At 73.4% G+C, this 24,558-nt stretch carries 15 protein-coding genes; 8 read left to right on the plus strand and 7 right to left on the minus strand.

Annotation, left to right across the window (positions count from 1 at the left end):
* Positions 1-132: 132 nt before the first annotated feature.
* Complete coding sequence (locus ACSRUE_RS04535) at positions 133-1,236, minus strand: 3-oxoacyl-ACP synthase III family protein (protein WP_441289951.1); 1,104 nt, start codon at positions 1,234-1,236, stop codon at positions 133-135.
* Positions 1,237-1,280: 44 nt separating this feature from the next.
* On the minus strand, positions 1,281-2,954 hold the full coding sequence (locus tag ACSRUE_RS04540; protein WP_441289952.1) for a thiamine pyrophosphate-binding protein: 1,674 nt from the start codon (positions 2,952-2,954) through the stop codon (positions 1,281-1,283).
* A 1,521-nt stretch (positions 2,955-4,475) separates the two neighbouring features.
* On the opposite strand from ACSRUE_RS04540, the gene ACSRUE_RS04545 reads away from it, so the two are divergent.
* From ACSRUE_RS04545 to ACSRUE_RS04560, 4 genes are read left to right on the plus strand one after another with little or no spacing between them, the layout of a single operon-like run.
* Complete coding sequence (locus tag ACSRUE_RS04545; protein ID WP_441289953.1) at positions 4,476-4,772, plus strand: hypothetical protein; 297 nt, start codon at positions 4,476-4,478, stop codon at positions 4,770-4,772.
* Positions 4,773-4,776: 4 nt separating this feature from the next.
* Entirely contained in the window at positions 4,777-5,991 is a 1,215-nt protein-coding gene (locus ACSRUE_RS04550; protein ID WP_441289954.1) for a YcaO-like family protein, read from the plus strand.
* A complete protein-coding gene (locus ACSRUE_RS04555; RefSeq protein ID WP_441289955.1) occupies positions 5,988-7,094 on the plus strand; it encodes a TfuA-like protein in 1,107 nt (368 codons plus the stop codon). The genes ACSRUE_RS04550 and ACSRUE_RS04555 overlap by 4 nt, the downstream gene beginning before the upstream one ends.
* Positions 7,084-7,875: a trypsin-like serine peptidase gene (locus ACSRUE_RS04560; protein WP_441289956.1), complete on the plus strand. Its 792-nt coding sequence runs from the start codon at positions 7,084-7,086 to the stop codon at positions 7,873-7,875. Before ACSRUE_RS04555 ends, ACSRUE_RS04560 begins: the two co-directional genes overlap by 11 nt.
* A 115-nt stretch (positions 7,876-7,990) precedes the next feature.
* Here ACSRUE_RS04560 and ACSRUE_RS04565 read toward each other — a convergent pair whose 3' ends face one another.
* Together ACSRUE_RS04565 and ACSRUE_RS04570 are read right to left on the minus strand one after the other, a co-directional pair.
* Entirely contained in the window at positions 7,991-9,604 is a 1,614-nt protein-coding gene (locus ACSRUE_RS04565; RefSeq protein WP_441289957.1) for a hypothetical protein, read from the minus strand.
* On the minus strand, positions 9,601-12,693 hold the full coding sequence (locus ACSRUE_RS04570) for a hypothetical protein (protein ID WP_441289958.1): 3,093 nt from the start codon (positions 12,691-12,693) through the stop codon (positions 9,601-9,603). Before ACSRUE_RS04570 ends, ACSRUE_RS04565 begins: the two co-directional genes overlap by 4 nt.
* A gap of 686 nt (positions 12,694-13,379) precedes the next feature.
* Between ACSRUE_RS04570 and ACSRUE_RS04575 the strand changes: the two genes are divergently transcribed.
* From ACSRUE_RS04575 to ACSRUE_RS04590, 4 genes are all read left to right on the plus strand, one after another.
* Entirely contained in the window at positions 13,380-15,023 is a 1,644-nt protein-coding gene (locus ACSRUE_RS04575) for a SulP family inorganic anion transporter (protein WP_441289959.1), read from the plus strand.
* Between the two features lie 152 nt (positions 15,024-15,175).
* On the plus strand, positions 15,176-18,232 hold the full coding sequence (locus ACSRUE_RS04580) for a YbcC family protein (protein ID WP_441289960.1): 3,057 nt from the start codon (positions 15,176-15,178) through the stop codon (positions 18,230-18,232).
* Positions 18,222-19,655: a proton-conducting transporter transmembrane domain-containing protein gene (locus tag ACSRUE_RS04585; protein WP_441289961.1), complete on the plus strand. Its 1,434-nt coding sequence runs from the start codon at positions 18,222-18,224 to the stop codon at positions 19,653-19,655. The genes ACSRUE_RS04580 and ACSRUE_RS04585 overlap by 11 nt, the downstream gene beginning before the upstream one ends.
* On the plus strand, positions 19,652-21,154 hold the full coding sequence (locus tag ACSRUE_RS04590; protein WP_441289962.1) for a complex I subunit 4 family protein: 1,503 nt from the start codon (positions 19,652-19,654) through the stop codon (positions 21,152-21,154). The genes ACSRUE_RS04585 and ACSRUE_RS04590 overlap by 4 nt, the downstream gene beginning before the upstream one ends.
* A 3-nt stretch (positions 21,155-21,157) precedes the next feature.
* On the opposite strand, the gene ACSRUE_RS04595 is transcribed toward ACSRUE_RS04590, so the two are convergent.
* From ACSRUE_RS04595 to ACSRUE_RS04605, 3 genes are all read right to left on the minus strand, one after another.
* Complete coding sequence (locus ACSRUE_RS04595) at positions 21,158-21,589, minus strand: hypothetical protein (protein WP_437762836.1); 432 nt, start codon at positions 21,587-21,589, stop codon at positions 21,158-21,160.
* Positions 21,590-21,919: 330 nt separating this feature from the next.
* Positions 21,920-23,305: an SIR2 family protein gene (locus ACSRUE_RS04600; RefSeq protein ID WP_441289963.1), complete on the minus strand. Its 1,386-nt coding sequence runs from the start codon at positions 23,303-23,305 to the stop codon at positions 21,920-21,922.
* Positions 23,306-23,358: 53 nt separating this feature from the next.
* Entirely contained in the window at positions 23,359-24,483 is a 1,125-nt protein-coding gene (locus ACSRUE_RS04605; RefSeq protein ID WP_441289964.1) for a hypothetical protein, read from the minus strand.
* Positions 24,484-24,558 lie beyond the last annotated feature (75 nt).

Below are 24,558 nucleotides of genomic sequence, written 5' to 3' on the forward strand. Positions count from 1 at the left end.
CCTCCCGCGATAAAGATCCGGGCGGCGAATCACCTTCACATGTTCCGGATACTCCTCGGCCAGCTTGTCCGAAACAACCCGCTCAGCGAACTCGGCTGCGCGGCGCGCGCGACGCCGAGCCCTCCGGCTCGCTCACGCGTGCCATCTCAGCATGATGCCCCCGAAGGAGGCCCCGCCTCCATGGCTCATGAGCATCACGAGGTCCCCGTCCCCGATCCGGCGCTTCTCCAGCGCCGTGAACAGGCTGATGGGCAAGTTCGCTGCTCCCATGTTCGACAGCGTGAGGATGTTGTCCTCGATCCGCTCCCGTGGAATGCCGAAGATCCTGGCGATCACCGGCGAGTACCAGACCATGGCTGCGTTGGTCACCAGGAGATTGACCTGCTCGGGCGCGAAGCGGCCTCCTCCGAAGAACTCGGCCCGGAGTCGCTCTCCCCAGAGCGGGACGGCCGCCACGGCCGCGCGGGCGACCTCCGGCTGATGCATCGTGAAATAGAATCGCTCCTCCGTCTGGGTCTCCCCGAATGCGTATGCGCGCGCCTTCGGGCGCAGGGGCGCCCTGCGCAGCACGAGCATCGAGTCATGGAAGAAGCTGTCCGTGAACTGCCGCGAGAGCAGGACCCCCTTGCCTTCCGGACAGGGCCCCATCACCGCCGCAGCCGCCCCGTCGCCCGCGGCGACCGAGATCGACGAGGTGTAGTCCATGATGTCGCTGTATTTCGTCGAGACGACCAAGAGCACGCGCTCTAGCGCGCCGCTCGCGATGTACTGATGGGCCATATCCATCATCGTCATGAAGCTGTGACAGAACGCGTTGATCCCCATGCTCCGAGCGTTCTTGAGACCCAGCGCGTGCTGGACCCGGAAGCAGGTGGACACCGAGACCGTGTCCGCGGGCAAAGAGAAGGTGAGGAGTAGGTCGATGTCCTCCGGCCTGACCTTCGCTGCCTCCAGCGCCCGTCTGGCGGCGAGGATCTCCATCTCGCTAGGGCGCATCTCCGGCGAGGCCACCCGGCGCTCTCGCATGCCCGCGAAGGGATCCCCCTCGATCTTCGCGGTCTCCTCCGCGAGCACGGGGTGCATCGCCGGGGCGTCCCCTGGATCGACGCCTGGGGTGACGATCCTCTTCTCCCACCGGTGCCACGTCTTCACGATGGAGTCCGGCCAGAAGGCGTTGGTCCTGACCTCGTCGGGGATGTAGGCCCCGAGCCCGAGTATCGTGCTGCCTCGTATCACGGTGCAGTCCTCCGTGTAGTGGTGTGCTCGCCGGCCGCCCCGCTCTACGCGGGGCTCGACAGGGACGACATCTGCTGGAGCGCCTCGACCCGGCCGGCGCCTTGGATCCTGATGTCCGCGTCATGCCGGATGTCGAGCACGACGGGCAACCCCCTCGCGGTAAGCCGATCGAGCAACTCGGCGGTGATCTCGCCGGGTCGTTCGATGAGCGCGGCCGTGGCGCCGAGCGAACGCGCCCACGCGACCAGGTCGACGCACGGCGTGTCCCAGCTCGCGTTGCGGCCGAAGAGCTGGCGATAGCCGTGATAGACCATGTTGTATCGAGCATCGTTGAAGACGGCATACACGATTCGCAGGCCCAGCTTGATCGCCACGAGGAGCTCGCTCCCCGCCATCTGCATGCCGCCGTCGCCGCAGATGCAGACGACCTTCCGCGAGCGATCGCCGAGCGCGTATCCGATCGCAGAGCAGATGCCCGACGCCATGCTCCCGAGGCCGAGGTGGATGAGGAAGCGATCCGGTCCAAGCGCCGTCAGGTAATGAAGCGCAAAGAGCATGTGCTCGCCGATGTCGGTGATGAAAGTGGCGCCGGGCGCGGCCCTCTCCAGGTCGGCGATGACGCGGTGGGGCGCGACGCGCGGCGACGCGTCTTCCCGGAAGCCCTCGGCGTCGAACGGCGAGCACCGCTTCGCCTCGGCGAGTGGCGCCGCGGCGTTCAGGCTCCGGAGATTGAGTCGCTTCGCGACGTCATGGAGCTGCCGCGCGAAGGTCGCGAGATCGCCGGCGATCATGAGCTCCGTCGGGATGTTGCGGTTGAAGACCCGTGCGTCCGTGTCCACATGGATGAGGACGCCGCCCGGGCCGATGGGGTGCGTGGGTCCGATCGAGCAGTCGTCCAGGTCGGTCCCGAGCACGAGCGCCGTGTCGACGCCCCCGGCCGTGTAGCGGCGCGCCCACCAGGAGGCCGCCATGCCGGCATTGCGGAGGGAGAGCGGGTGCTCCTCACTGAGGATGCCCTTGGCCTGCGGCGTCGTCATGAAAGGGATGTTCAGCGCCTCGACCATCCGCTCCACTGCCTCCGCGTGGGGACGGCACGCGGCGCCGATCACCACGAGGGGGCGGCGCGCGCGCGCGAGCCGCTCCGCGGCGTCGATGATGACCGACTCTTCGACGTGCTCCGCGGTCGAGACCGGATTCCACGCGATCCGCGCCGGCCCGGTCGTGGCGACCCCGTGGTTCATCGGCAGGACGATGAGGGACGGGCCCGGATGGCCTGGGTTCCTCGCCGCCCTGAGCGCGGCCATGGCCTGGGACGCGGCAGCCCGGGCCGACGTGACGCGCACCATGGCGCGCGTCACGTTGCGCAGCATCTCCTCGATCCCGACTCCCTCTCTGCCCATCGACTGCAAGAGCCTCGCCCCCGAGCCCTCCCAGGCCACGTCGCCGCAGATGATCAGCATGGGCACGCCCTCCAGATGGGCCGAGACCGTGCCGGTCACGACGTTGGTGGCGCCCGGTCCTGCGGTGACGACGACCGCGGGCACCTTGCCCGTCGCGCGCCAGTACCCCACGGCCGCGAAGGCAGCGTGCGTCTCTTGCCGCGACTCGACGAGGCGCGCCCCGGGCGATCGGAGGATGGCATCAAACAGCGGGATGATCGGCCCACCGGGGACACCGAAGAAGGTGTCGACGCCGGCGGCGAGCAGCGCATCGAGCAAGGATTCCGATCCCGTCCGATCCGATGGAGGCGCAGCGCTCACAGCACCGATTCCCGGGGCAGGCGCTCGCGCGCCCGACGGGGGGACACGCTCCAGCAGTTGCGAGTTTCGGGTCGGTGGCATGGCGGTTTCCGACAAGCGAGACGAGTTTCTTGATACCGAAATATTATTACATTGCTTCACGAGGTCGCGCGCGCTCAGGCTCGTACCGCGGCCCCATGGTTGTCGCATATCATTCTTTTTTCTTTCTTCCTATGCAGAAGTCGCCGCAGCGCGGCTACGAAACACGCAGACCTGAGTTGCCCCGCAGGCTGTGGAGTGAAAGCGGCCCCTTAGATGGGATGAGGCAGCCCAAGCGGCGCCTGGACCCATGATGCCGACCGCACCGACCCGAGCCTCTGCTCGACGCGTTCGCGCGGCGGGGCCTGCGAAGGCAGCCCGCAGCACCGTGGAGGTCGGCCCATCGACAGCCGAGGGTGCTGGAGTGCTCGGAGGCGTCAAGGGTTCGCGAGCGGAGCTCGCCGGCTCCGCCGCCCTTGACTCCCCCTGCGGTGCGCCAGGAAAGCCCTGGTGAGGAAGAAGCCATGTCGACCTTGATCTGAAGCTGAAACCTCACGAAGGAACCCTGCGGGTTCAAGTCCCGTCCGGCAAGGCTGGCCCACCGGTCGGAAGCGAGTCTTGCGTGGTCCAGGGGTGACCCTGGCTGCGAAGCGTAGACAGCGAGCGCGCGGGCTGCGTGATGGAGCCTCGAAAGGGGTGAGTCGCGGGAGCCGACGCCGTCGCAGTGGGCAGAAGGCAACACCGCCGCGCCAAGGAGTAGGGCGGCCTGCCAGAAGGGCCTGACGCGGCGGTCTCGTGCAGTCCGACTGTATGAGCTCATTGACAGAACGGGTCTTATGCGATCAGGCAGGTCTCCCACGCCTGAAACGCCTGGGATTACCGCGACGTAGCACCAAGCGGAAGGCATCCTACCGTATAGCTGTATCCTACTGGCGCGCGAGAACACCTCCTCGCTTCGCTCCTCGCGGTCGATTCGCACCTCCTCCGGTAGGTCGTGGCCCATCTACGCCGGTGGACTACCAGGGCTCCACCCTCGACGAGGGGCGCCGCGGCTTCGCTTTCGGCGTGCGCCCATCGACCGATGCGCGATGCACGCGTGGGTCATGTCACGCTGCGATTCGTGACATGTCACGCTGCGATCCGTGACATGTCACGCTGCGATTCGTGACATGTCACGCTGCGATCCGTGACATGCGACGTTGCAGTCCATGACATGTCACAGAGAAATGGGCCACATTTCACGGCGAGCGGCTGATTCTGCCGGCGCGTGGAACGCGACATCTCGAGACATCGAGCGCCCTCTGCCCCTGGCACACGGCGTGCGTTGACCGCTCCAAGCGGACCTAGGACGACAAACCGGTCCATCTCGTGCGGTCGAGTCGGTGCGCCGGCGGTGACGCGAGTTCTGCGCCATCGTCGAGCGATGTGGAGAGGTTCCAACGCGTTTCTCAGGAGGGTGACATGAAGAAGATGACGGATGATCCGTTCACGCTCGTCGTGATCAACGGCGAGGGAGATGGCTACTACGTGATCGACAGCAGAGATCTCGGGCCGCCGAAGCGGCCGCTCGAGCCGATCTGCAAGGAGCTCGTCGAGCAGCGCGTCGCGACCCAGCACGTGCCGTACGCGGATGCGCCGCCGGCCCACCTGCTCGTCGAGCAGGAGCTGGCGCGCGGCGCCGCCGCCGAGCACGTCGGGCCCGCCGAGTTCTGCGGCACGTTCTACTTCAACCTGAACGCGTTCAAGCCGCAGGACTAGCGCCGTGCCCTGCACCGAGAAGGCGTACTGGCGCGGCACGCAGCGCCGGATCAGCCCGGTCGACACGCTCGCCCGGGTCCGGCCGCTGCTGCGGCGACTCGGCATCACGCGGATCGCGGATGTCACCGGGCTCGACTCGATCGGCATCCCGGTCGTGATGGTGTGCCGGCCGAACGCGCGCTCGATCTCGGTCTCGCAGGGCAAGGGGCTCGACCTCGAGGCGGCGCGCGCGTCGGGCGTGATGGAGTCGATCGAGCAGTGGCATGCCGAGCACATCCTGCGACCGATGGTGTTCGGCACCGCTGCCGAGCTCGCCGCGACGCGCCGTCTCGTCGATCTCGCCGGGCTGCCGCGGCTCGCGATCGGGGCGTTCCAGCCTCATCGCAAGCTGCTGTGGCTCGACGGTGTCGACCTGTTCGACGGTGCGCCGCGCGCGCTGCCGCTCGAGGTGGTCACCACCGACTACACCTCGCCGCGCCCGCCGGGCAGCGGCTGCTTCTTGACCACGTCGACCGGGCTCGCGTCGGGCAACGACGCGCTCGAGGCGACGCTGCACGGGTTGTACGAGGTGATCGAGCGCGACGCGGTCGCGATCTGGCGCGCCGGCGGCGCCGAGGTCCGGCGGCGCACCCGGATCGCGCTCGATACCGTCGACGACCTCGACTGCCGCGCGCTGCTCCAGCGGTTCGAGCGCGCCGGCGTCGCGGTCGGTGCGTGGGACGCGACCAGCGACATCGGGCTGCCGGTCGTGGTCGCCGAGATCGCGGATCGCGATCCGGACCCGTGCCACGCGCTGTGCGTGAGCGGCGGCCAGGGCTGTCACCGATCGCGCGCGATCGCGCTCGCCCGCGCGCTCACCGAGGCCGCGCAGAGCCGGCTGACCGCGATCTCCGGCGCGCGCGACGACATCGTGGAGCCGTCGTTCCAGCGCGTCCGCGCGGCGGACCGGATCGCGGCGGCGCTCGTCGAGCTCGAGGCGCCCGCCGCGCGCTCGTTCGCAGAGCTGCCCGATGCGGCGAGCGACTCGTTCGACGACGACCTCGCCGCGGTGCTCGGCGCGCTGCGCGACGCGGGGCTCGCCCAGGCCGTCGCGGTCGATCTGTCCCGGCCCGAGCTCGGCGTCGCGGTGGTCCGCGTCGTCGTGCCGGGGCTCGAGAGCATGTGGAACGCACCCGGCTACGCGCCCGGTCCGCGGGCGCAGCGAGCGAGGCCATCGTGATCGTGCTGTTCACCGGACCGAGCCTGCCGCCGGCCGACGTGCCGGCGGTGCCCGACCTGCGCGTGCTGCCGCCGGCGGCCCAGGGCGACGTCTACCGGGCCGCGCGCGAGCGGCCGTGGGGCATCGGCCTCGTCGACGGGTTCTTCGAGCACGTGCCGGCGGTGTGGCACAAGGAGATCCTGTGGGCGATGGCCGAGGGCGTGCACGTGTTCGGAGCATCGAGCATGGGCGCGCTGCGCGCGGCCGAGCTCGCCGACTTCGGCATGGTCGGCGTCGGCTGGGTGTTCGACCAGTTTCGCGCGGGCGCGCTCGACGCCGACGACGAGGTCGCGCTGACCCACCTCGCGGCCGACCACGGCTATCGCCATGTCTCGGAGGCGCTGGTCGATATCCGCGCCACGCTCGACGCGGCGGTCGCCGCCGGCGCGTGCACCCGCGCGGTGGCCGATCGGCTGGTCGCGCTCGCGAAGCAGCGGTTCTATCCCGACCGCCGGTGGCCCGAGCTGCTCGCCGAGGCGCACGCCACCGGCTGCGACGTCACCGCGCTCGAGCGCTGGCTGCCCGGCGGCCGCGTCGACCAGAAGCGCCGCGATGCGCTCGCGCTCGTCGACGCGATGCAGGCCGCGCGCGCCGCCGGCGCCGCACCGAAGCGCGTCGACTACGCGTTCGAGCGCACCGACGCGTGGGACCACGCGCTGCCGCGGATGCGCGCGGCGCGCGGCGCGACCGCAATGCCGCTGCTCGACGCGCTGCGCGCGCTCGACGACGCGTCGCTGTACGCGAGCGCGGTCCACGGCGCGCTCGCCCGCGCGCTCGCCGAGGACGCGGCGGCGCGCCAGGGCCTGTCGGTCAGCGCCGACCTCGTCGAGCGCACCGCGCTGCAGTTCCGCCGCGAGCACGGCCTGTACACCGCCGCCGAGACCCGGGCGTGGCTCGCCGAGCAAGAGCTCGACCCGGCCGCGTTCCTCGAGCTGATGCGCCGCGAGGCGGCCCTGCGCTGCGCGCAGGCCGCGACCGAGCCCGAGCTCGAGCACCACCTCGCCGATCAGCTGCGCGCGATGAGCTGCTACGGGCGCGTGCGCCGGAGCCGCGGTGCGGAGTGAGCCGGTCGAGCACTGCCCGCCGCCGCTGCGCACGTTCACGGCCGCGCACGAGGGTGCGGTCGGCCAGCTGCGCTGGAACGCCGACCTCGCACGCCGCTACGCCCGGCCCGGCACCGCGAGCGGCGTCGCGTGGGGCTCGGGCACGCTGATCGCGCGCGACCTGTTCCTCACCGCGGGGCACTGCTTCGACCGCACCGGCGGCCGCTGGCTGCGCCCGCTCGACGACCGCACCGGCGACGTGATCGGCTCCGCCGAGATCGCCACGAACATGCACGTCGCGTTCAACTACCAGCTCGATCCCGCCGGCGAGCTGCGGCCGACGCACTGCTACCGGATCGTCGAGCTCGTCGAGCACCGCCCGGGCGGGCTCGATTTCGCGATCGTGCGGCTCGCCGGCGCGCCCGGCGCCGCGTGGGGCGTCGCCGAGCTCGCGCCGACTGGCGCGCGCCCGGGCGAGGCGGTGTGCCTGATCGGCCACCCGCTCGGCTTCACGAAGCACCTGGTCGCGGGCCGGTGCGTGGCCGCGTCCGGCACCGCGCTCCGCTACCTCGGCGCGGCGACGTTCGAGGGCAGCTCGGGCTCGGGCGTGCTGCGGATCTCCGACGGCCGCCTGGTCGGCGTCCACACGAACGGCCGGAGCAGCGCGGGCACGAGCTCCGGCGTGTGCGTGAGCGCGCTGATCGCGCGCTCGCCGACGCTCCAGCTGGTTAGCCGGGGGACGGCAGCAGGCGGAACAGCAGCGCGTCCTTGTTCTGCGCCGCGGTCGCGACGCAGCCCTTGAGGTCGGCGAGCGCGCGGATCGCGGTCTCGGCGAGCATGCGGCCGCCGTCGCGGCGGCGCCTCGGGGATCGACTGGATCGCGGGCGGTTCTGATCGTGGCAGGTGGGGCGAGCCAGCTAGTTGCATCCCAGCCGGCACACCATGGCCGCCGTGTAGGAGCACCCGTGGTCGCCCCACAGCGACGAGCTCGGCCCCGTGCACCGGAACGCGCACCCCCGCCCGTCCGCGGTCGCCTCGGCCGTCAGCCGGTATCCCTCGGCGTTGCAGCTCCCCGTCGATGACAGGCAGCTCGCCAGCTGCGGCTCGCACTGCTCGACCACGTAGCCGGCCGGGCACGTCCAGTCCACGCTCGCCCTGCCGTAGTCCGGCGACCGCCCCGTCTCGGTCGCGATCGGCTCGTGCTTCGAGAAGGTCGGCATCCCCGTCGTGACCTGGAGGGGCACCACGACGGCCCGCTCGCGCGGCACCACCGGGGCGGACGCGTCCTTCGGCTGCACGACGAACGTGTCCCGCCGCGTCTGCCGCTCGCACCCGGCCGTCGCGCCCTCCGGCGTCCACGAGAACGTGAGCTCCGCGCTCCCGTGCGCGGGCACCTCGACCGTGCGCTCGCCGTGGGTCACCCGGACATCGACCTGCGCCCGGTTCGTGATGAGCGCCTGCGCCGTCCCCGCGGCGCCGTACGGCACCACGCCGAGGTCGACGGGCAGCGGCGCGATCTCCGGCTCGGCGAGCGAGAACCGGCACACGTCCGCCACCGGGTAGATCGCGTACGCCAGCGGCACCGCCTTCTTGACCTCCATCCGCAGCGCGCCGAACGCCTGCCCGCCCCCCTTCGCGCCCGCGACCGGCGCGCCCTCGACGCCCTCGATGGCCAGCTCTCCGACCGAGGTCATCGTCACCCGGCGGTCGCCCGCCTCGAGCCGGGCCTTGAACAGGCCGAGCGCCGTGCCGTGCGCCTCGCCGGCCGTCACGTCCGTCTCGTAGGCGACCATCGCGCCGCGCTTCACGGCCCCGATGAAGTGCGTCGCGCGACCGCAGGCGCAGCCGCCGGCCGCCGCCGGCACCACGCTCTCGGTCGGCTCGAAGAACTGAGGATCCTCGTCCGCGACCAGCGCCATCGCCACCAGCCGCAGCCGGCGGCGGTCGAGCGTCCCTCCGGCGCTGAAGTACGCCGGCAGCTCGACGTCGGCGCCGACGAGGACCGAGTCGACGGCGATGCCCACGTAGCGGAAGTCGATCGCCCGCTCGCCCGGCGCCGGCGCGGGTGCGCCCGGCGCCGCCGTTGCCGCGGGCGCCGCCGTGATCGCGGCCACCGTCTGCGCCGCGGGCGCTGCCGCCGACCCGGGCGCGCCCGTCACCGCGGGCGCTCCCGCCGCCACGGGCGCCGCCGGCTCCGCCTTCGGACGGGCGCAGGCGAGGCCGACCGGCGAGTACGCGCCCGCCGCGCTCCTCGACAGCCCGCGGCCCGGCACCATCGCGCTCGACGTGTCGAGGAGGTAGTCGTGCCGCACGTCGCTGAACGCCCGCGCGGCCGCGAGCAGCGCTCCGGCCTGAGAGCAGCCGCTGTCCTTGCAGACCGGCAGCGCCGCCGCGCCGGCCAGCTTGCGCGGCGGCGGGACCAGCACCTCCGGCGGCCCGGGGCAGCCGAGCGCGGAGGCCAGCGCCCCGAGGAGGAGCCCACCCGCGCGCAGCGGCGCGACGCGCCGCCGAGCGCGATCTGCGCCGCTCACGGCCACGCGATCGTCATCCACCGGACGCGCCCCGAGCCGCTCACCGCGTCGTCCGCGAAGAACAGCGAGGTGCCGGACCGCCCCGCGAACGCCGGCGACACGTCCTGCGACGCGCCGCCGGTCAGCCACACCAGCGGCTTGAGGGAGGGCGCCGACACGTCGCCGGGCGCCAGCGTGAAGGCGTTCAGCTCCACCGAGTCCCCCGGGGCCGACGCGAGCACGCCGCGGCAGATCTTGTCGCACGCGAGCGCGAGCGACGACACCGCCGCGCCGTCCGGGCCGCTCACCACGACGGGCGAGCCCTGCACCGCGCCGTTGCCGTCGACCCGCACCAGCCGCGCGCGCCCGCCGGCCGTCGCGTTCCCGCCGGCCTCGTCGGCCGGCTCGTCGATCCAGCCGACGAAGAGCCCGCCTTCGAGCGGCGCGAGCACCGGGCTGCGCGAGTGCTCCGAGGATGCATGGAGGCGCGATTCGTCGCCGATCCGCTGCAGCGTCTTCGCGTCGAGCCGCGCGAGGAAGATGTCGCCGCCGGGCTCGTCGCCCTGGCCAGCCGCGCCGCCCGCAGCCGCGCCGCCGCTCACACCCGCGCCGCCCTGGCCAGCCGCACCGCCGCCGGCAGCCGCGCCGCCCGCAACCGCGCCGCCCGCAGCCGCGCCGCCGCTCACACCCGCGCCGCCCGCAGCCGCGCCGCCGCCCGTGCGCGCGTCGGACCACACGAGCCACACCTCCTGGCCGCGCACCGCGATCTGCACCTCCGCCGCGTCGAGCGGCGCGTTCGTGATGCGGCGGTCCGGCGCCGTCCGGTTCAGCGCGCGGTCCACCCGCGCCGCGTACACCTCGGCGTTGCCGTCGCGCGTGTCGATCCACGCGACGATGAAGCCCCCCGCGCCGTCGTAGGCGATCGCCACGTCGGACGCCTCGCTCACGACGCGGCCCTGCTTCTTCCGCGGCGCCGTGGAGAGCTTCTTCTGCGCGACCTTCGCGCCCGTCGCGTCGACCTTGGTCAGGTAGACCTGCGTCTCACCCCGCTCGCGCGCGACCCACGCGATCACGCTCTCGCCCTGCGCCGCGCCCTTGCCCTTCGCGTCGGCCGGGAGCGGCGGCGCCGCCGCGATCGCGACGCCGCCGAGCGACGACGCCTTCTGCGAGAGGACGCTCAGCTTGCCGAGGCCGCCCGGGGACACGGCGCGCACCGCCAGCGTCGCGGAGACCTCCTGCCCGCGGGGCGCGGCGTCCGACGCACCCTCGACGAAGTACGTGACCCACGCCGAGAGCGCCGCGCCGCCGTCGAGCTCGACCGCCGCGACCTTGGCGATGGGGTCGCCCTCGGCGAGGGCGCGCACCGCGGTCGCGCGCGGCGGCGGGTCCTTGTCCTCCCGGAACGCGGGCGCGCGCCACGCGCTCTCGCGCACCGGGAGCGACACCAGCGCGAGCGGCGCCCGCGCGCCCGCCGCGCCCGCCGCGCCCGCCGCGCCCGCCGCGCCGCCAGGCTGCGGGCCGGGCGCGGCGCTCGCCAGCGTCGCGCACGCGCCCGCGTGGCACGTCAGCCCGCGCACGAGGTACGGCACGCCGTCCGTCGCCGCGAACGGCGCTGCGCGCACCGGCTCTGCCGCCCGCACCGAGAGATCCGGGCCGAACCGCACGAACGTCGGCCAGACCGGCGGCGCGGCCGCCCCGTCGCGCGCCATCTTGAGCGTGGCGGGCGCGAGCGTCACCGCGGCGAAGCCGTCGCCGTCGGCCACGATGTCGGGCGGCCCGCTCGCGCTGAAGACGAGCGCCGCCCGCTCCGCGCCGAGCGTCCCGTCCGGGCCGACCGACGCGAGGTGGATGAGGCGCCCCGGCCCGCGCGCGCCGCCGGCCTCGCCGCCGCGGGTGCGCAGCAGGTCCTCCCACGCGAGCAGCGCCCGTCCGCCTCCGCCCTGGGAGGGCGCGACGAGCGACACGAGCGCCTGCTCGCCGGACGGCGGCGTCGCCTGCCGCGGCGCCACCACCACCTTGCCGCCCGGCTCGACCGCCGCGAGGTAGACGGCGCCGTCGATGTCCCGCTCGTCGGTCCAGGTGAGCAGGTAACGCCCACCGAGGGAGGCGATCTCGAGATCGATCTGCGCGGTCGGCTCGGGGCTGACGACCACCGGCGCCGACACCTTCCCGGCCGCGTCGATCTCCAGGAGCGCGATGGATCCGAGCTTCCCGTCCTCCTCGGCGTCCTCCGCCTCCGCCTTGCGCGCGGGCTTGCCCTCGCCTCGGCCGCGCGGCGCGGCCGGCGGGAGCACGAGGGCGACCGCCGCGCCCCGCTCGGTGGCGACCGCGTGCCACCCGAGCACCTCGCGCGCGACCGACGCGGGCGCCGTCGGCTTGATCGCGGCGCCCTTGCCCTGCGCCACGACCGTCATGACCACGTCGACGCGGTCGACGCCGGGGTGGGCGACGCCGGCGCGGGCCGCGTCGCCCTGGGCCTCGCGCGGCATCTCCCACAGCACGAGCGCGCCCTGCGCGTTCGGGAGCACGTCGAGCCACGAGATCTCCTCGGCCGTCTGCGCGACGAGGCTCGCCGGGGCGCTCGGCTTGCCGGCGGGGTCGAGCGCGAGCACGCGCACCGCGCGGCTCCCGTCGATCTGCTCGATCCAGGCGGCGAGGTAGCCCTGCGGCGTGGCGCGCAGCGCGGCGACGGGCACGTCGGCGGCGACCGGCCCCGCGTCGACGGCGTCCCCGCGCGGCGCGCCGTCCGCGCCGAGAGCGCGCGTCCTCCAGCGCCCTCCCGCGGCGTAGAGCAGCAGCGCCTCGTCGCCGCGCCGGGCGAAGTAGGACGTCGCGTCCTCGTCGTCGAGCTCCGCGATCACGCGGGCCGGCAGGAGCGGCGGCCCTTCCGGCGCCCTCGGCTGCGCGGGCGGCGTCTTCACGACCCGCGGCGGGCGCGCGACGGGGGCCTGCGGCGCGGCGGAGCACCCGAGCGAGAGGGCGAGCGCGGCGCCGAGCAGCAGCGGCGGCGCGCGGCGCGCGAGCGCGGGGCCGGTCAGGCGGCGTGCGTCGCGCCGCGGACCGCGTGGAACCGAGGGGAGAGCGCTGCGGACGAGCATGGCGGCGACCATGCCAGAAGCGAAGAGCCCCCGCTACAGGGCGCCGCGCGCAGCCCACGCCGAGGCTCGGCTGCGCTGGTCGAACGGCCCGATCCGCGGACCGACGGGCCCGGGCGGTGGACCCAAGGAGCGCCCCTTCGAGGAGCGGCAACCCTCGGTAGGAGAGCTGAGCGCGCTCGATGCTCGCGCCGAGGCAGCGCTGCGTGGAGGGCGGGTCGCGCGGCTCGTTCAGGAGGGGGAGCACGACACCGACGCCGTCCTTGGCCGGGATCAGGGACTATTTGCGCCCCATGCGAAGCGCCGGAGTGCCGTGGTGCCCGGGCCAGATCGGACTCGGTGTGCCGGTGATCTGGGTATCTGGGTATCTGGGTAGGGGACAGGCATTCGCGCGCAGGCACGGCGCGCCGATTCGTTTGTGGTGAAATGATGTGGCGCGGGTGCGTCAGGGCGGCAACCCCAAATTTCGTGTGGTCCGGTGCTGGACACGAGCCACCCCGTTTCCTAGGAACGCGTCGCCCGAGTTCGTCCGAGGTCCGCCGCGAAGGACCGGCGTGGAGACGAGCCGCAACAGCGGCTCGCCGGCGCGCTGGCCACGTGTGCGACGAGCCTGAACGAACCTGGGCGACAACCCACCAGCGGTCGGAACGGCGACTGCGGGACTTTCGTCCTGCCCGCGCATCCGAAGGTCGAAAACCACCATGCCCGTGCCCAAGATCCCGGACCCACCACCAGAACCTGCTCTATCCACGTGGAAGAGCGATCTCGTCTCGGGGTTCCTCGTCTTCTTGATAGCGCTCCCGCTCTCCCTCGGCATCGCCATGGCGAGCGGATTCCCCCCCATCGCAGGCGTGCTCACCGCCGTCGTCGGCGGCGTGATCGCCACCTGGCTCGGCAGCGCGCAGCTCACCATCAAAGGCCCGGCAGCGGGGCTCATCGTCATCGCGCTCGGCGCGGTTCAGGAGCTCGGCGACGGGGACAACGCGACGGGCTACCGCCGCGCGCTCGCGTGCATCGTCGTCGCCGCCGTGGTGCAGATCGCCTTCGCGCTCGCGCGCGCCGGCACCCTCGGCGACTTCTTCCCCACCTCGGTGGTGCACGGCATGCTCGCGGCCATCGGGATCATCATCTGCTCGAAGCAGATCCACACGCTCCTCGGCATCACCCCGACGGCCAAGGAGCCGCTCCCCCTGCTGCTGGAGATCCCGGCGAGCGTGGTCCGGCTGAACCCCGCGATCGCCCTGATAGGCGTCCTGTCGCTCGTCCTCCTGTTCGGTTATCCGGCGCTGGCCAGGAGAACACGATGGATGCAGAAGATCCCGGCGCCGCTCCTGGTGCTCGCGGCCTCGATGCCGCTCGCGCTGGTCTTCGACCTCGAGCACAGGCACACGTACACCTTCTCGGTGACGGACTCGATCTACACGATCGGGCCAAAGTTCCTCGTCAACCTGCCGGGGAGCCTGGTGCAGGCGATCGCCTTCCCGGACTTCAGCCAGGTCGCCTCGTCCGCGTCCCTCAAGTATGTCCTCATGTTCTCCCTGGTGGGAAGCATCGAGTCGCTGCTGTCCGCGAAGGCGGTCAGCTCCCTCGATCCCGAGCGGCGCAGCGCTGATCTCGACAAGGACCTGCTCGCCACCGGCGTCGGCAACCTCGTCGCGGGCATGCTGGGAGGGCTGCCGATGATCTCGGAGATCGTCCGCAGCTCCGCCAACATCGGCTACGGAGCGAGGAGCCGGCTCTCGAACTTCTTTCATGGCGCGTTCCTCCTGGTCTTCGTCGCCTTCGCGCCGGGGCTCATCCACAGGATCCCGCTCGCCGCGCTGGCCGCGATGCTCACCTTCACGGGCGTCCGCCTCGCGTCTCCCAGGGAGTTCGTGCACACGTTCCGCATCGGCAAGGAGCAGCTCGTGGTCTTCGTCGCCACCGCCGTGATCACCATCGCGACCGATCTGCTCGTGGGCGTCGCGGCCGGCATCGCCGTGGAGATGTTCATCCACGTGCTCAACGGCGCGCCGCTCCGGAGCCTCTTCCGGCCCGACATCGAGGAGCGCGTCGACGGCGGGCGGCTGGTGCTGCGCGTCAAGCAGGCCGCCGTCTTCAGCAACTACCTCTCGATCAAGCGGAGGCTCGCGCGGCACCCCGACGCCACGGCCGTCGAGATCGACTTCGCCGACACCCGCCTGGTGGATCACACGGTCATGGCCAACCTGCACGATCTCAAGGCCACCCTCGAGCGCGAGGGACGGATGCTGACGCTCTCGGGCCTCGACGACCACGGTCCGATGTCGTCGCACCCGCTCTCCGCGCGGAAGAAGGTCGTGCTCGCACCCGCGATGAGCCGCTGAGCTTGCGCGGCGGGCACGAGGCAACTCACGAGGCAACTCACGAGGCAACTCACCAGGCGACCGGCGTGCATCCGGTGAACCACGCGCGAGATGCGCGAAAACTGCGCGTGCGCGCCGCGGATTTTGGACGATAACAACACTCCACGATTGACATGAACGAGCCAAGTTCGACATCCGGCGCAGGCGAAGCTCCAGAAGAGCGACTGCGCGCCCTCCTCCAGCACGTCGGTCATTTCCTGCCAGCACAGGGGCCGATCGGCGTGTTCGTCCACCACAACACGCTGCACGCGTTCCAACACCTGCCGTTCCACGACGCGCTCGCCGCGGCGAGCGCGCTGTTCGAGGCAGAGCCGTACCTCTCCGAGGCGGAGTTCCGCGCGCACATCGCGTCGGGCCGCATCGACGACCAGGACATCGAGGCGGCGCTCGCCGAGCGCTTCGCCGAGGTGCCTGACGAGCGCCGAGGCCCGCTGTCACGCATCGAGATCGAGCGCCTCGCGCTGCGCTTCCCCATCGAGACCGCTACCCAGGCGGGGCTGGGGTGGCGCATCGCCGAGACGGGAGCGACGCGCGAGCTCCGGCCCGATCTGCCGTCCGGGCCGTACCACCGCCTCCTCGTCTATACGGAGCGCTGGCTCGCCGAGCGTCCCCACGCCGCCGCGCGCCTCCTGGACCAGGGCGGCCGTGACCCGGAGTCCCGCGCCGCGCTCGCCCTCTGGGACACCTGCCGCGGCGTGCCGCTGCCGCCGACGGAGCCCGCCGAGCCCCCGCTCGTCGATCGCGTGGGCGTCGATCGATCGCACCGCGATCTCCTGCTCGCGATCACGGGGGAGGATCCGGCCGAGCTCATCGATCCGCCCTTCATCCGGCTCCTCGGCGCCTACCTCGACGAGGGCGTCGCTCACTGGGCGATGCCGGACCGCGCGCAGGGGCTCTTCCGCGCGTTCCGCGGCCTCGTGCTGGAGGGGTCGAGGCCGGCCGGCGCGCACTTTGCCGGGCTCGACGCGGAGCTCCGCGCGATCGGGGCGAACATGCCGCCCGCCGCCGTGGCCGTCGCCGCCCTGCGCGACCTCGGCGTCACGGAGGACCACTGGGAGGGCTACGTCACGCGCGTGCTGCTCGAGCTGCCGGGCTGGGCGGGCATGGTCCACCGCTTCGAGCACACGCCGAGCGACCGGCCCGCGGGCGCGCCGCCGGCGTCGCTGCTCGAGTACCTCGCCGTGCGCCTGACGCTCGCCCGGTACGCGCTGCGCGACGTGGCGCGCCGGAGGCTCGGGTACCGGGGGCCCCTCGCGGGGCTCGTCGGGCACGCCCGGCGCGCCGCGAGGCCCGTCGAGCCGCCGCCGCGCTCGCCCGACGGCGACAGGCCCTTCCGCCTGTTCCAGCTCGCCCAGCTCGCTGGGCTGTCGGTCGCCCAGGTCCAGCCGCTCCCGGCGGCGGATCGCGTCTGGGCGCTCGAGGTGCTCGAGGGCCTCGACGAGATGGCGCGGCGGCGCCTCCTGCACGAGGCCTACGAGCACCACCACCGGGTCGAGGTGCTGCACGGCATCGCGACGAACCTGCGCCGTCCGGCGGACGAGCGCGCGGTCCGCTCGCCCCGGTTCCAGGTCGCGCTCTGCATCGATGACCGCTGCGAGGGGCTCCGGCGGCACTTCGAGGAGCTCTCCCCGCGGCACGAGACCCTCGGCATCGCCGGGTTCTTCGGCGTGCCCATCCGCTACCGCGGGCTCGACGACGCAGGCCACGCGAGCCTCTGCCCTGTCAACGTCGCGCCGGCGCACGAGATCGTCGAGCGACCCCGCGAGGAGGGCGCCGGGCTCGTCCGGAAGGCGCGCCGCAGGCGCTGGGCGCGCTTCGTCCATGCGCTCGGGCACGGGACCCGGACCCTCTCGCGCGGCGTCTTGCTCACGCCGACCCTCGGGCTGTTCTCCACGATCCCGCTCGTCGGCCGCACCCTCTTCCCGCGGGCGTACGCGCGGCTGCGCCGCGCGTTCGAGCGCCGCCTCCTGCCCGCGGTGCCGACCCACCTCCACAGCCCGCACGAGGAGCGGACGGCGCAGGGCCGCGGAGGCGCGGCCTTCACGGCCTCCGAGAAGGCCGCGCGGGTGGCGGCGACGCTCGAGATCATGGGGCTCACGCGGCGCTTCGCGCCGCTCGTGGTGATGCTCGGCCACGGCTCGAGCAGCGTGAACAACCCGCACCAGTCCGCGTACGACTGCGGCGCGTGCGGCGGCCGCCACGGCGGCCCGAACGCGCGGCTGTTCGCCGCCATGGCCAACGATCGGGAGGTGCGCGCCCAGCTCCGCGAGCGCGGCATCGACATCCCGGACGGGACCTTCTTCCTCGGCGGGATGAACAACACGACGACGGAGGAGATCGTCCTCTACGACGAGCACCTCGCGCCGGCGTCGCACCGCGGCGAGATCTCCGCGCTCAAGGACGCCCTCGGCGAGGCGCGCAAGCGGCACGCGCACGAGCGCTGCCGTCGCTTCGCGTCGGCCCCGGAGCGCCTGAGCCCCGAGCAGGCGCTCGCGCATGTCGAGGCGCGCGCCGTGGACCTCAGCGAGGCGCGGCCCGAGCTCGGCCACGCCACCAACGCCGTCTGCGTGATCGGCCGCCGCGAGCTCACCCGCGGGTTGTTCCTCGACCGCCGGGTGTTCCTCGTCTCGTACGACCCGACGCAGGACCCCTCCGGCGCGATCCTCGAGCGCGTCCTGCTCTCGGCCGGGCCGGTCGGGGCGGGGATCAACCTGGAGTACTACTTCTCCCGCGTCGACAACCTCCGCTACGGCGCCGGCACCAAGCTCCCGCACAACCTCGCCTCGCTGCTCGGGGTCATGGACGGCGCGCTGAGCGATCTGCGCACCGGCCTGCCGAAGCAGATGATCGAGATCCACGAGCCGGTGCGCATGCTCACCGTCGTGGAGACGAGCACGGAGACGGCCGCGGCGATCTGTGCGCGGCAGCCGGCGCTCCGCGAGCTCATCCACAACGGCTGGATCCAGCTCGCCTGCGTCGATCCGGCGACGGGCCAGATCGCGCGCTTCACCCGCGGCGCCTTCGCGCCGTTCACGCCCCCGGAGCGCCCGCTGCCCGAGGTGGCGCGGTCGCTCGACTGGTACGCGGGCAAGAGCGGCTTCGTCCCGCCCGCCATCATCCGCGCCACGCCCTCGCGGCCCTCCCTGGAGATCGCCGACCATGCTGCCTGACCTCGTCCTCGGCAAGCTCACCGCGCTCGCGGTGCTCTCTCCGGCGGCGGCCTTCGCCGCGCTCGGCGCCTTCCTGCTCCTCCTGCGCACGCCGGGCGAGCGGGTCGTGTCAGGCGTCGTCTTGTCCTCGCTCTCGATCTCGCTCGCCGCCTCGCTCGTCGTCTGGGGCTCGTCCGTCCTCTCGCCCTACGCCTTCCTCCCGGTGGAGCTCGGGCACTGGTTCGAGGCGTCGGGCTACGCGTTCGACGTCGTCCTGCTCGTCGACCGGCTGTCGGCGACGATGATGGTGCTCGTCTCGATGATCGCGCTCGTCGCCGGCAGGTTCTCGGTCGCGTACCTGCACCGCGAGGCGGGGTTCGCGCGGTTCTTCCTGCTCCTCGCCCTGTTCTCGGTGGGCATGCTCGCGCTCGTGTCCGCGGGGAGCCTCGACCTGCTCTTCATCGGCTGGGAGCTCGTGGGCGTGACGAGCGTGCTCCTCGTGGCCTTCTTCCACGAGCGCGCGGCGCCGGCGCGGGCGGCGCTCAGGGTCTACATCACCTACCGGCTCTGCGACGTGGGGCTGCTCGTGGGCGTGGTGCTGATGCACGAGATCGCGGGCTCCTCCCGCTTCGGCGAGGTGTTCGGCGGGGCCGCCTGGCCCGGGCCCGCCGCCGCGATCAGCGCCTCCGGGGCGACGGCGCTCGCGCTGTGCCTCTTCCTCGCCGCGATGGGCAAGAGCGCGCAGTTCCCCCTCGGCAGCTGGCTGCCGAGGGCGATGGAGGGCCCGACGCCCTCAAGCGCGCTCTTCTACGGCGCGATCTCGATCCACGCGGGCGTGTACCTGATGCTGCGCGCGGCGCCCGTGCTCGAGCGCTCGCCCGCGGCGAGCGCGGCGGTGGCCGTCGTCGGCGCGCTCACGGCCGTCCACGGGACGCTGGTGGGTCGGGTGCAGGCGGACGTGAAGAGCGCGCTCGCGTACGCGACGATGTCGCAGGTCGGGATCATCTTCGTGGAGATCGGGCTCGGATATTACAGGCTCGCTCTCGTGCACCTGTTCGCGCACGCGTGCCTGCGGTGCCTGCAGATGCTGCGCGCGCCCTCGGCGCTCCGCGACGCGCAGGAGATCCGGGCCGCGCACGCCGGCGACCCGCTGCCGCACCTCGGGATCGCCTCCCGCCTGCTGCCGGCGCCGCTCGTGCGGCGCGTGTACTGGCTGGCCCTCGAGCGCTTCCACGTGGAGGCGCTGCAGCAGCGGTTCATCGCGGCGCCGTGCATGCGCCTCGGGCAGGCGTTCGACCGGTTCGAGCGCCGCTGGGTCGCCGCGCTGAGCGGCGTCGCCGAGCGTGAGCCCGGCGGCGCGGTCGCCGGGAGCGCGCGGGGCGAGCGCGCGGGGGCGGCGGCTCCCGCGGCCGCTCCGGCCGGCGCGAAGGGGGCGCGATCATGACGATGTTCCTGCTCCTCTCGGCGCTCGTCCTCGCGCCTGCGCTCGCCGCGCTGGCCGCCTCCCGCGCGCGCGGCGACGATGCCGCCCGCCGCGTGGCCCTCGCCGGCGCGGCGCTCACCCTGCTGCTCGCGCTCGTGGCGCTCGCGGTGTTCCACGCAGGCGGCGGCGTCGCCCTCGACGCGATAGGCCCGGCGGTGCCCCTGCTCGGCGTGCGCCTCCGCCTCGGCCTCGACGGCTTCAGCGCCTCGCTGCTGCCGCTGCTCGGCTTCATGCTGCTCGCCCTGATCGCCTCGGGCCCGCGCGCCGCGCTCGACCGGCCGAACCTCGCGGCGCTGCTCGCCACGGGCAGCGCCATCCTCGGCGTCTACTGCGCGACCGACCTCGCGGTGCTCGCCGTGGCGTGGGTCGCCGCGCTCCTGCCGGGCGCGCGCCTCACCTCCGGGAAAGGCGCGTCCGATCAGCTCCTCCGGCGCACCTACCGCATCTTCCTGATCGGCGGCGCGGCGCCGCTCGTCCTCGGGATCGGCATCATGGCCGCGCTCGCGGCGCGCCGCGGCGCGGCGCTGCCGTTCGACATCCAGGAGGTCGCCCGCGCCGGCATCCCAGAGGCGTGGCAGTCGCCGCTGCTCGCGCTCGTCGGCATCTCCGTGCTGATGCGCATGGCCGCCGTGCCGTTCCACGGCTGGCTGCCGGTGCTGCTCGAGCGAGGGCCGATCGGCGTGACCGTCCTGCTCGCCGAGATGCAGGTCGGCGTCTGCGTGCTGGTCCGCGTGGCGGTGCCGCTCCTGCCCGATGCCTGCGCCGAGCACATGCCGTTCCTCGCCGTGCTGGGGCTCATCAGCGCCGTGCACGGCTCGATCCTCGCGCTCACGCAGACGGATCTCCGTCGGATGATCGGGTACCTCGTGGCGAGCCAGAAGGGGCTCGTGCTCCTCGGGATCGCGTCGATGAACCCGCAGAGCGTGAGCGGCGCGCTGATCCAGAGCTTCGGCCTCTCGATCGCGGTCACCGGGGTGGCGATGGTCGTCTGGGCGATCGAGGCGCGGACGGGCACGGCGGACATGAGGGAGCTCGGCGGCCTCGTGGCGAGGACGCCGCGCATGGCCGCCTTCTTCTTTCTGCTCGCGTTCGCGGCGATCGGCTTCCCGGGGGCGCTGACGTTCATCGGCGAGGATCTGCTGCTGCACGGGGTCCTGCACGTGCACGCCGTGCCCGCGGTGATGATGCTGGGCGCGACGGCGCTCAACGGGATCACGATGTTCCGCGCGTTCCAGCGCACCTTCCTGGGCCCGATCCCGCGCGGCCGGGCGAGCGCCGCGGCGATCACGCCGCTCCTGTTCCGGGAGCGGGCCGTCCTGCTGTCGGTCCTGGCGCTCATCGTGACCCTGGGCGTCGCGCCGTCCCGGCTGCTCGCGCAACACGCGCCGGTGGTGGAGCGCGTCCTCGCGGCGGTCGGCGACGGCCCGGCGAAGGTGTCGCCTCACGCGCGGGCGGAGTGAGCGCTAGAACGCGAGCAGGCGCCCGAGCAGCGTTCTGTACCTGCGCAGGGCGAGCCGGAGCTCCTCCGTCGACGCCTCTTCTCGCCCGGGCTCACCGTCGATGAGGCGCTGCAGCGCGGCGCGCTCCTCCCGGAAGCTCTGCACGACCCGCTGGATCACCTCGTTCACGAGCGAGTCGGCCTGCTCGACCGAGAGGCGGGGCGCTTCGATGAAGCCCGCCTGGATCGCGCCCCAGCGCTCGGACAGCTCGCGCGCCTCTTCCGGCGTGAGCACGGGCGCGCGCTCCGGCCAGGGCTCTCCGGTGGGCCCGCCGCGCGCCGTGTACACGGCCGGCTGGCGGCCCGACTCGGGTGGGATCTCTTCGTCGGCGAACCGCGCCTCGGGCTGGCTGCTCTCGCGCGCCGTCACCATCCGTTCTCTGTGCAATGGGCTCACGATGGCCACCTCTCCGCTCGTTCGCGCTGTGCGCCCAGCGGACATAGCAAGCCGCATGCGCGTCCCGATGTGCATCCGCGCCCGCTGCGGCGCGCGCAGCGCGACAAGGCCAGAGGCCCGGAAGAGCGCGTGAAAATCCAGAGAGCCCTCCGGGCACGCGGGGCTGCCCGGCGCCGATCGCGCGGAGCGGCGATCCCTTCACGAGCCGATGAGGCGGAAGAGTACGGAATACGCCCGGCGCCGGCCGAGCCGCCGCTCGCGCACGCTCGCACATGACGGAGCCGCCGCCCGAGCGCGGCAGGGCCGCCGCTCGGGCGCGGGCGCGCCGCTTCACCTCAGCGACGGGCGCAGCTTCGTCACGACCGCGCGGATCTCCCGCACCACCTGGAGGAGCGCCTCGTCCTCATCGGGCCACTTGGTCACGGGCCTCTTGTCCCGCGGCACCGCCTGGAGCTCGGCGAAGCGCGTCGCCTCCCAGTCGCAGGGGCGGAGCAGGATCGGCACGACCACGGCCTGCCCCGCGGCGCGCCGCTCCATCGCGCGCGCCACCTGCGCGTCGCCCTGCTCGGACGCGAGGTAGCTCGCGCTCACCAGGAGGAGGATGAGGTCGGCCGCCTCGAGCTGCTCGCCGATCGCGCGCTCCGTGTCCTCGCCCGCGCCGAGCTTCCCGCTGTGCCACAGCGCGATCAGCCCCTCCCGCCTGAGCGGGGTCATCTGGGCCTCGAGGCGCGCGAGGAGCTCCTCGTCGCGCGAGGCGTAGGAGAAGAAGACGCGCACCGGCCGCGGCGCCGCCGTCGCGCCGTGCGCGGACGGCGCCACGGTCGAGGACGGCAACGTGGGCGACGACGGCTGCGCGGCCCGCGGCGCGGCGTGCGGCGGCGCCGCCGCGTGCGGCGGCGGAGGCGCCGCGCCAGGCTCCAGGCCGAGGAGGACCTGGGCGACCTCCGCGTGATCGCCCGCCTGGTTCTCGTAGACGAGGAGCCGGACGCCCGACTCCTCGAGCAGCCGGCGGCGGAACGGCGGCACCCCCTTCGGGAGCAGCGCGAAGTGCACCGGCGGCTGCCCGCCGGAGAGCGCGCGCACGCGGGCGAGCGTCTGGTCGATGTTGTCGTCGGCGAGGCCGAAGCCCACGAACACGATGGAGTGCGTGCGGTAGAGGGCCCCGAACGCGTCCTGCAGCAGGGGCGAGCCGAAGATCGCCCGGTCGTACTGCTCGCGCGAGAACACCCAGGTGTCCCACGCCCGCAGCGTGCCGTGCAGCTTCAGGATGAAGCCCCTGTCCATGGCGACGTCGCCCGCCGGCCGATCGACCATGCGCCACTCGCCCTGGAACGCGCGCTCCAGGAAGCGGTCGATGTTCGTGGTGAGCACGGCCTTGAGCTTCGGCTTGAGCGCGGCGATCGCCCGCGCCAGCTCCGGCACGTCGCGGCCTGTGTCGTCGAGCTCCTTGTCGACGGTCCAGTTGAAGTCCTGCGGCCCGAGCGCGAGCCTCGCGGCGGAGAGCGCGTTGATGAGCTGGTTCGAGGAGATGTACTGCTGGATCTCGTCGATGACCGCCGGGTCCGCGCTCCGCCGCCGCGCGCGGTCGCGCAGCTTCTCGGCGAGCTGCTTCCAGGTGGGCATGCCCGCGGCCGCCGAGACGCCGGCGCCTGCGAAGACGATCAGATTCCCTGACGTGTAGCGCTCGCGCAGCTGCTCGAGGATCTCTTCATCCATCGGCGATCACGATACCGCGGATCTGCGGCAGCGGGCGGCGCCCCGCCGCACCCTCACCGCGGCGGCGCGGAGCGCCGCTCGGTGGCGAGCGAGAGGCCGACCCCCAGCCAGGCCCCCTCGACGGCGCCCGCCTCCCCGCGGGCGCCCTCGTAGGGCGCAGGCCGGAGCACGATCCCCGGGTCCAGCGTGAGCCCGAGCCACACCGGACCGCCCAGCCGGGTCTCCACGCCGAGCCCGAGGCCAGCGCGGGCGGACCACGTATCGCGTTCGCCCGCGATGCCATCGACGGAGACGGCGGCGGGCAGCCTGAGCGACGCGACGGAGGCGGTGGCGCCGATCGACAGGCGCCACGAGGCGGAAAGCCAGAAGCGGTAGTCCCCCGAGAAGCCCGCCTCGATCCAGCGCAGCGGCTCGCCGCCGGACGGCGCGGCCAGCAGGCGGGCGAACAGCGACTCCGTGAGCCGCAGGCGCCGCAGGCCGAGCGCGAGGCCGGCCCCGCCGAGCACCCGCGGCCCGCCCGAGACGACCGCCGCGTACGGCCCGGCCGAGACGGACAGGGTGTCGAGATCGCGCGAGGCGAGCTCGACCTCGTCCTGGGTGGGGCGCCGCGGCGACGGCGGCCGCCGCGGGGCGCGCGCGCGGCGCATCTCGGCGAGGATCATCTCGGAGGCGGCGATCGCGACGAGCCGCGCCGCCACGTCCGAGGTGAGGCCGGAGACGGCGATCTGCCGCCGCACGACGGCGCGGCCGTCGAGGCGCACCTGGATCTCGAGGCGCGCCGCGGTGGGCCGGTCGACCCACACGGCCACGACGCGGTCGCCGAGCGGGCCGACCGGCTCGGCGGCGAGCGCCGCGCCGTCCGGGAGCTCGATCTCGAGCAGGCGCCGCACGCGGTCGCTGGAGACCTCCTCCGCCGCGCCGCGCGACAGGGCGACGCGCACCTCGACGGGCGCCGCCGCGGCGGGCAGCCGCGGCGCGACGGGCGCGGCGGCGCGGCCGGTGATCGCCACGACGGCGCGCGGCTCGGCGGCCGCGGCCGGGAGGGCGAAGCTCAGCTGGACGACGACCGCGGAGGCGGCGAGCGCGGGGAGATCCCAGCGCGGGGCGCGCGCCGGGGGCAGGCGGCCAACGCCCGTCCTCTGCGGCGGCGTCCGCGCCGGAGATGATCCGCTGGGCATCCTCGCACGGGCCATCGGGGTACTGGCCCCATACCCTGTTGCGATCTGAATTGCCTCTTTCTTGTGGCCCGAGAC

The sequence above is a fragment of the Sorangium sp. KYC3313 genome (assembly GCF_052075895.1).
GTDB classification, from domain to species: Bacteria; Myxococcota_A; Polyangia; order Polyangiales; family Polyangiaceae; genus Sorangium; species Sorangium cellulosum_B.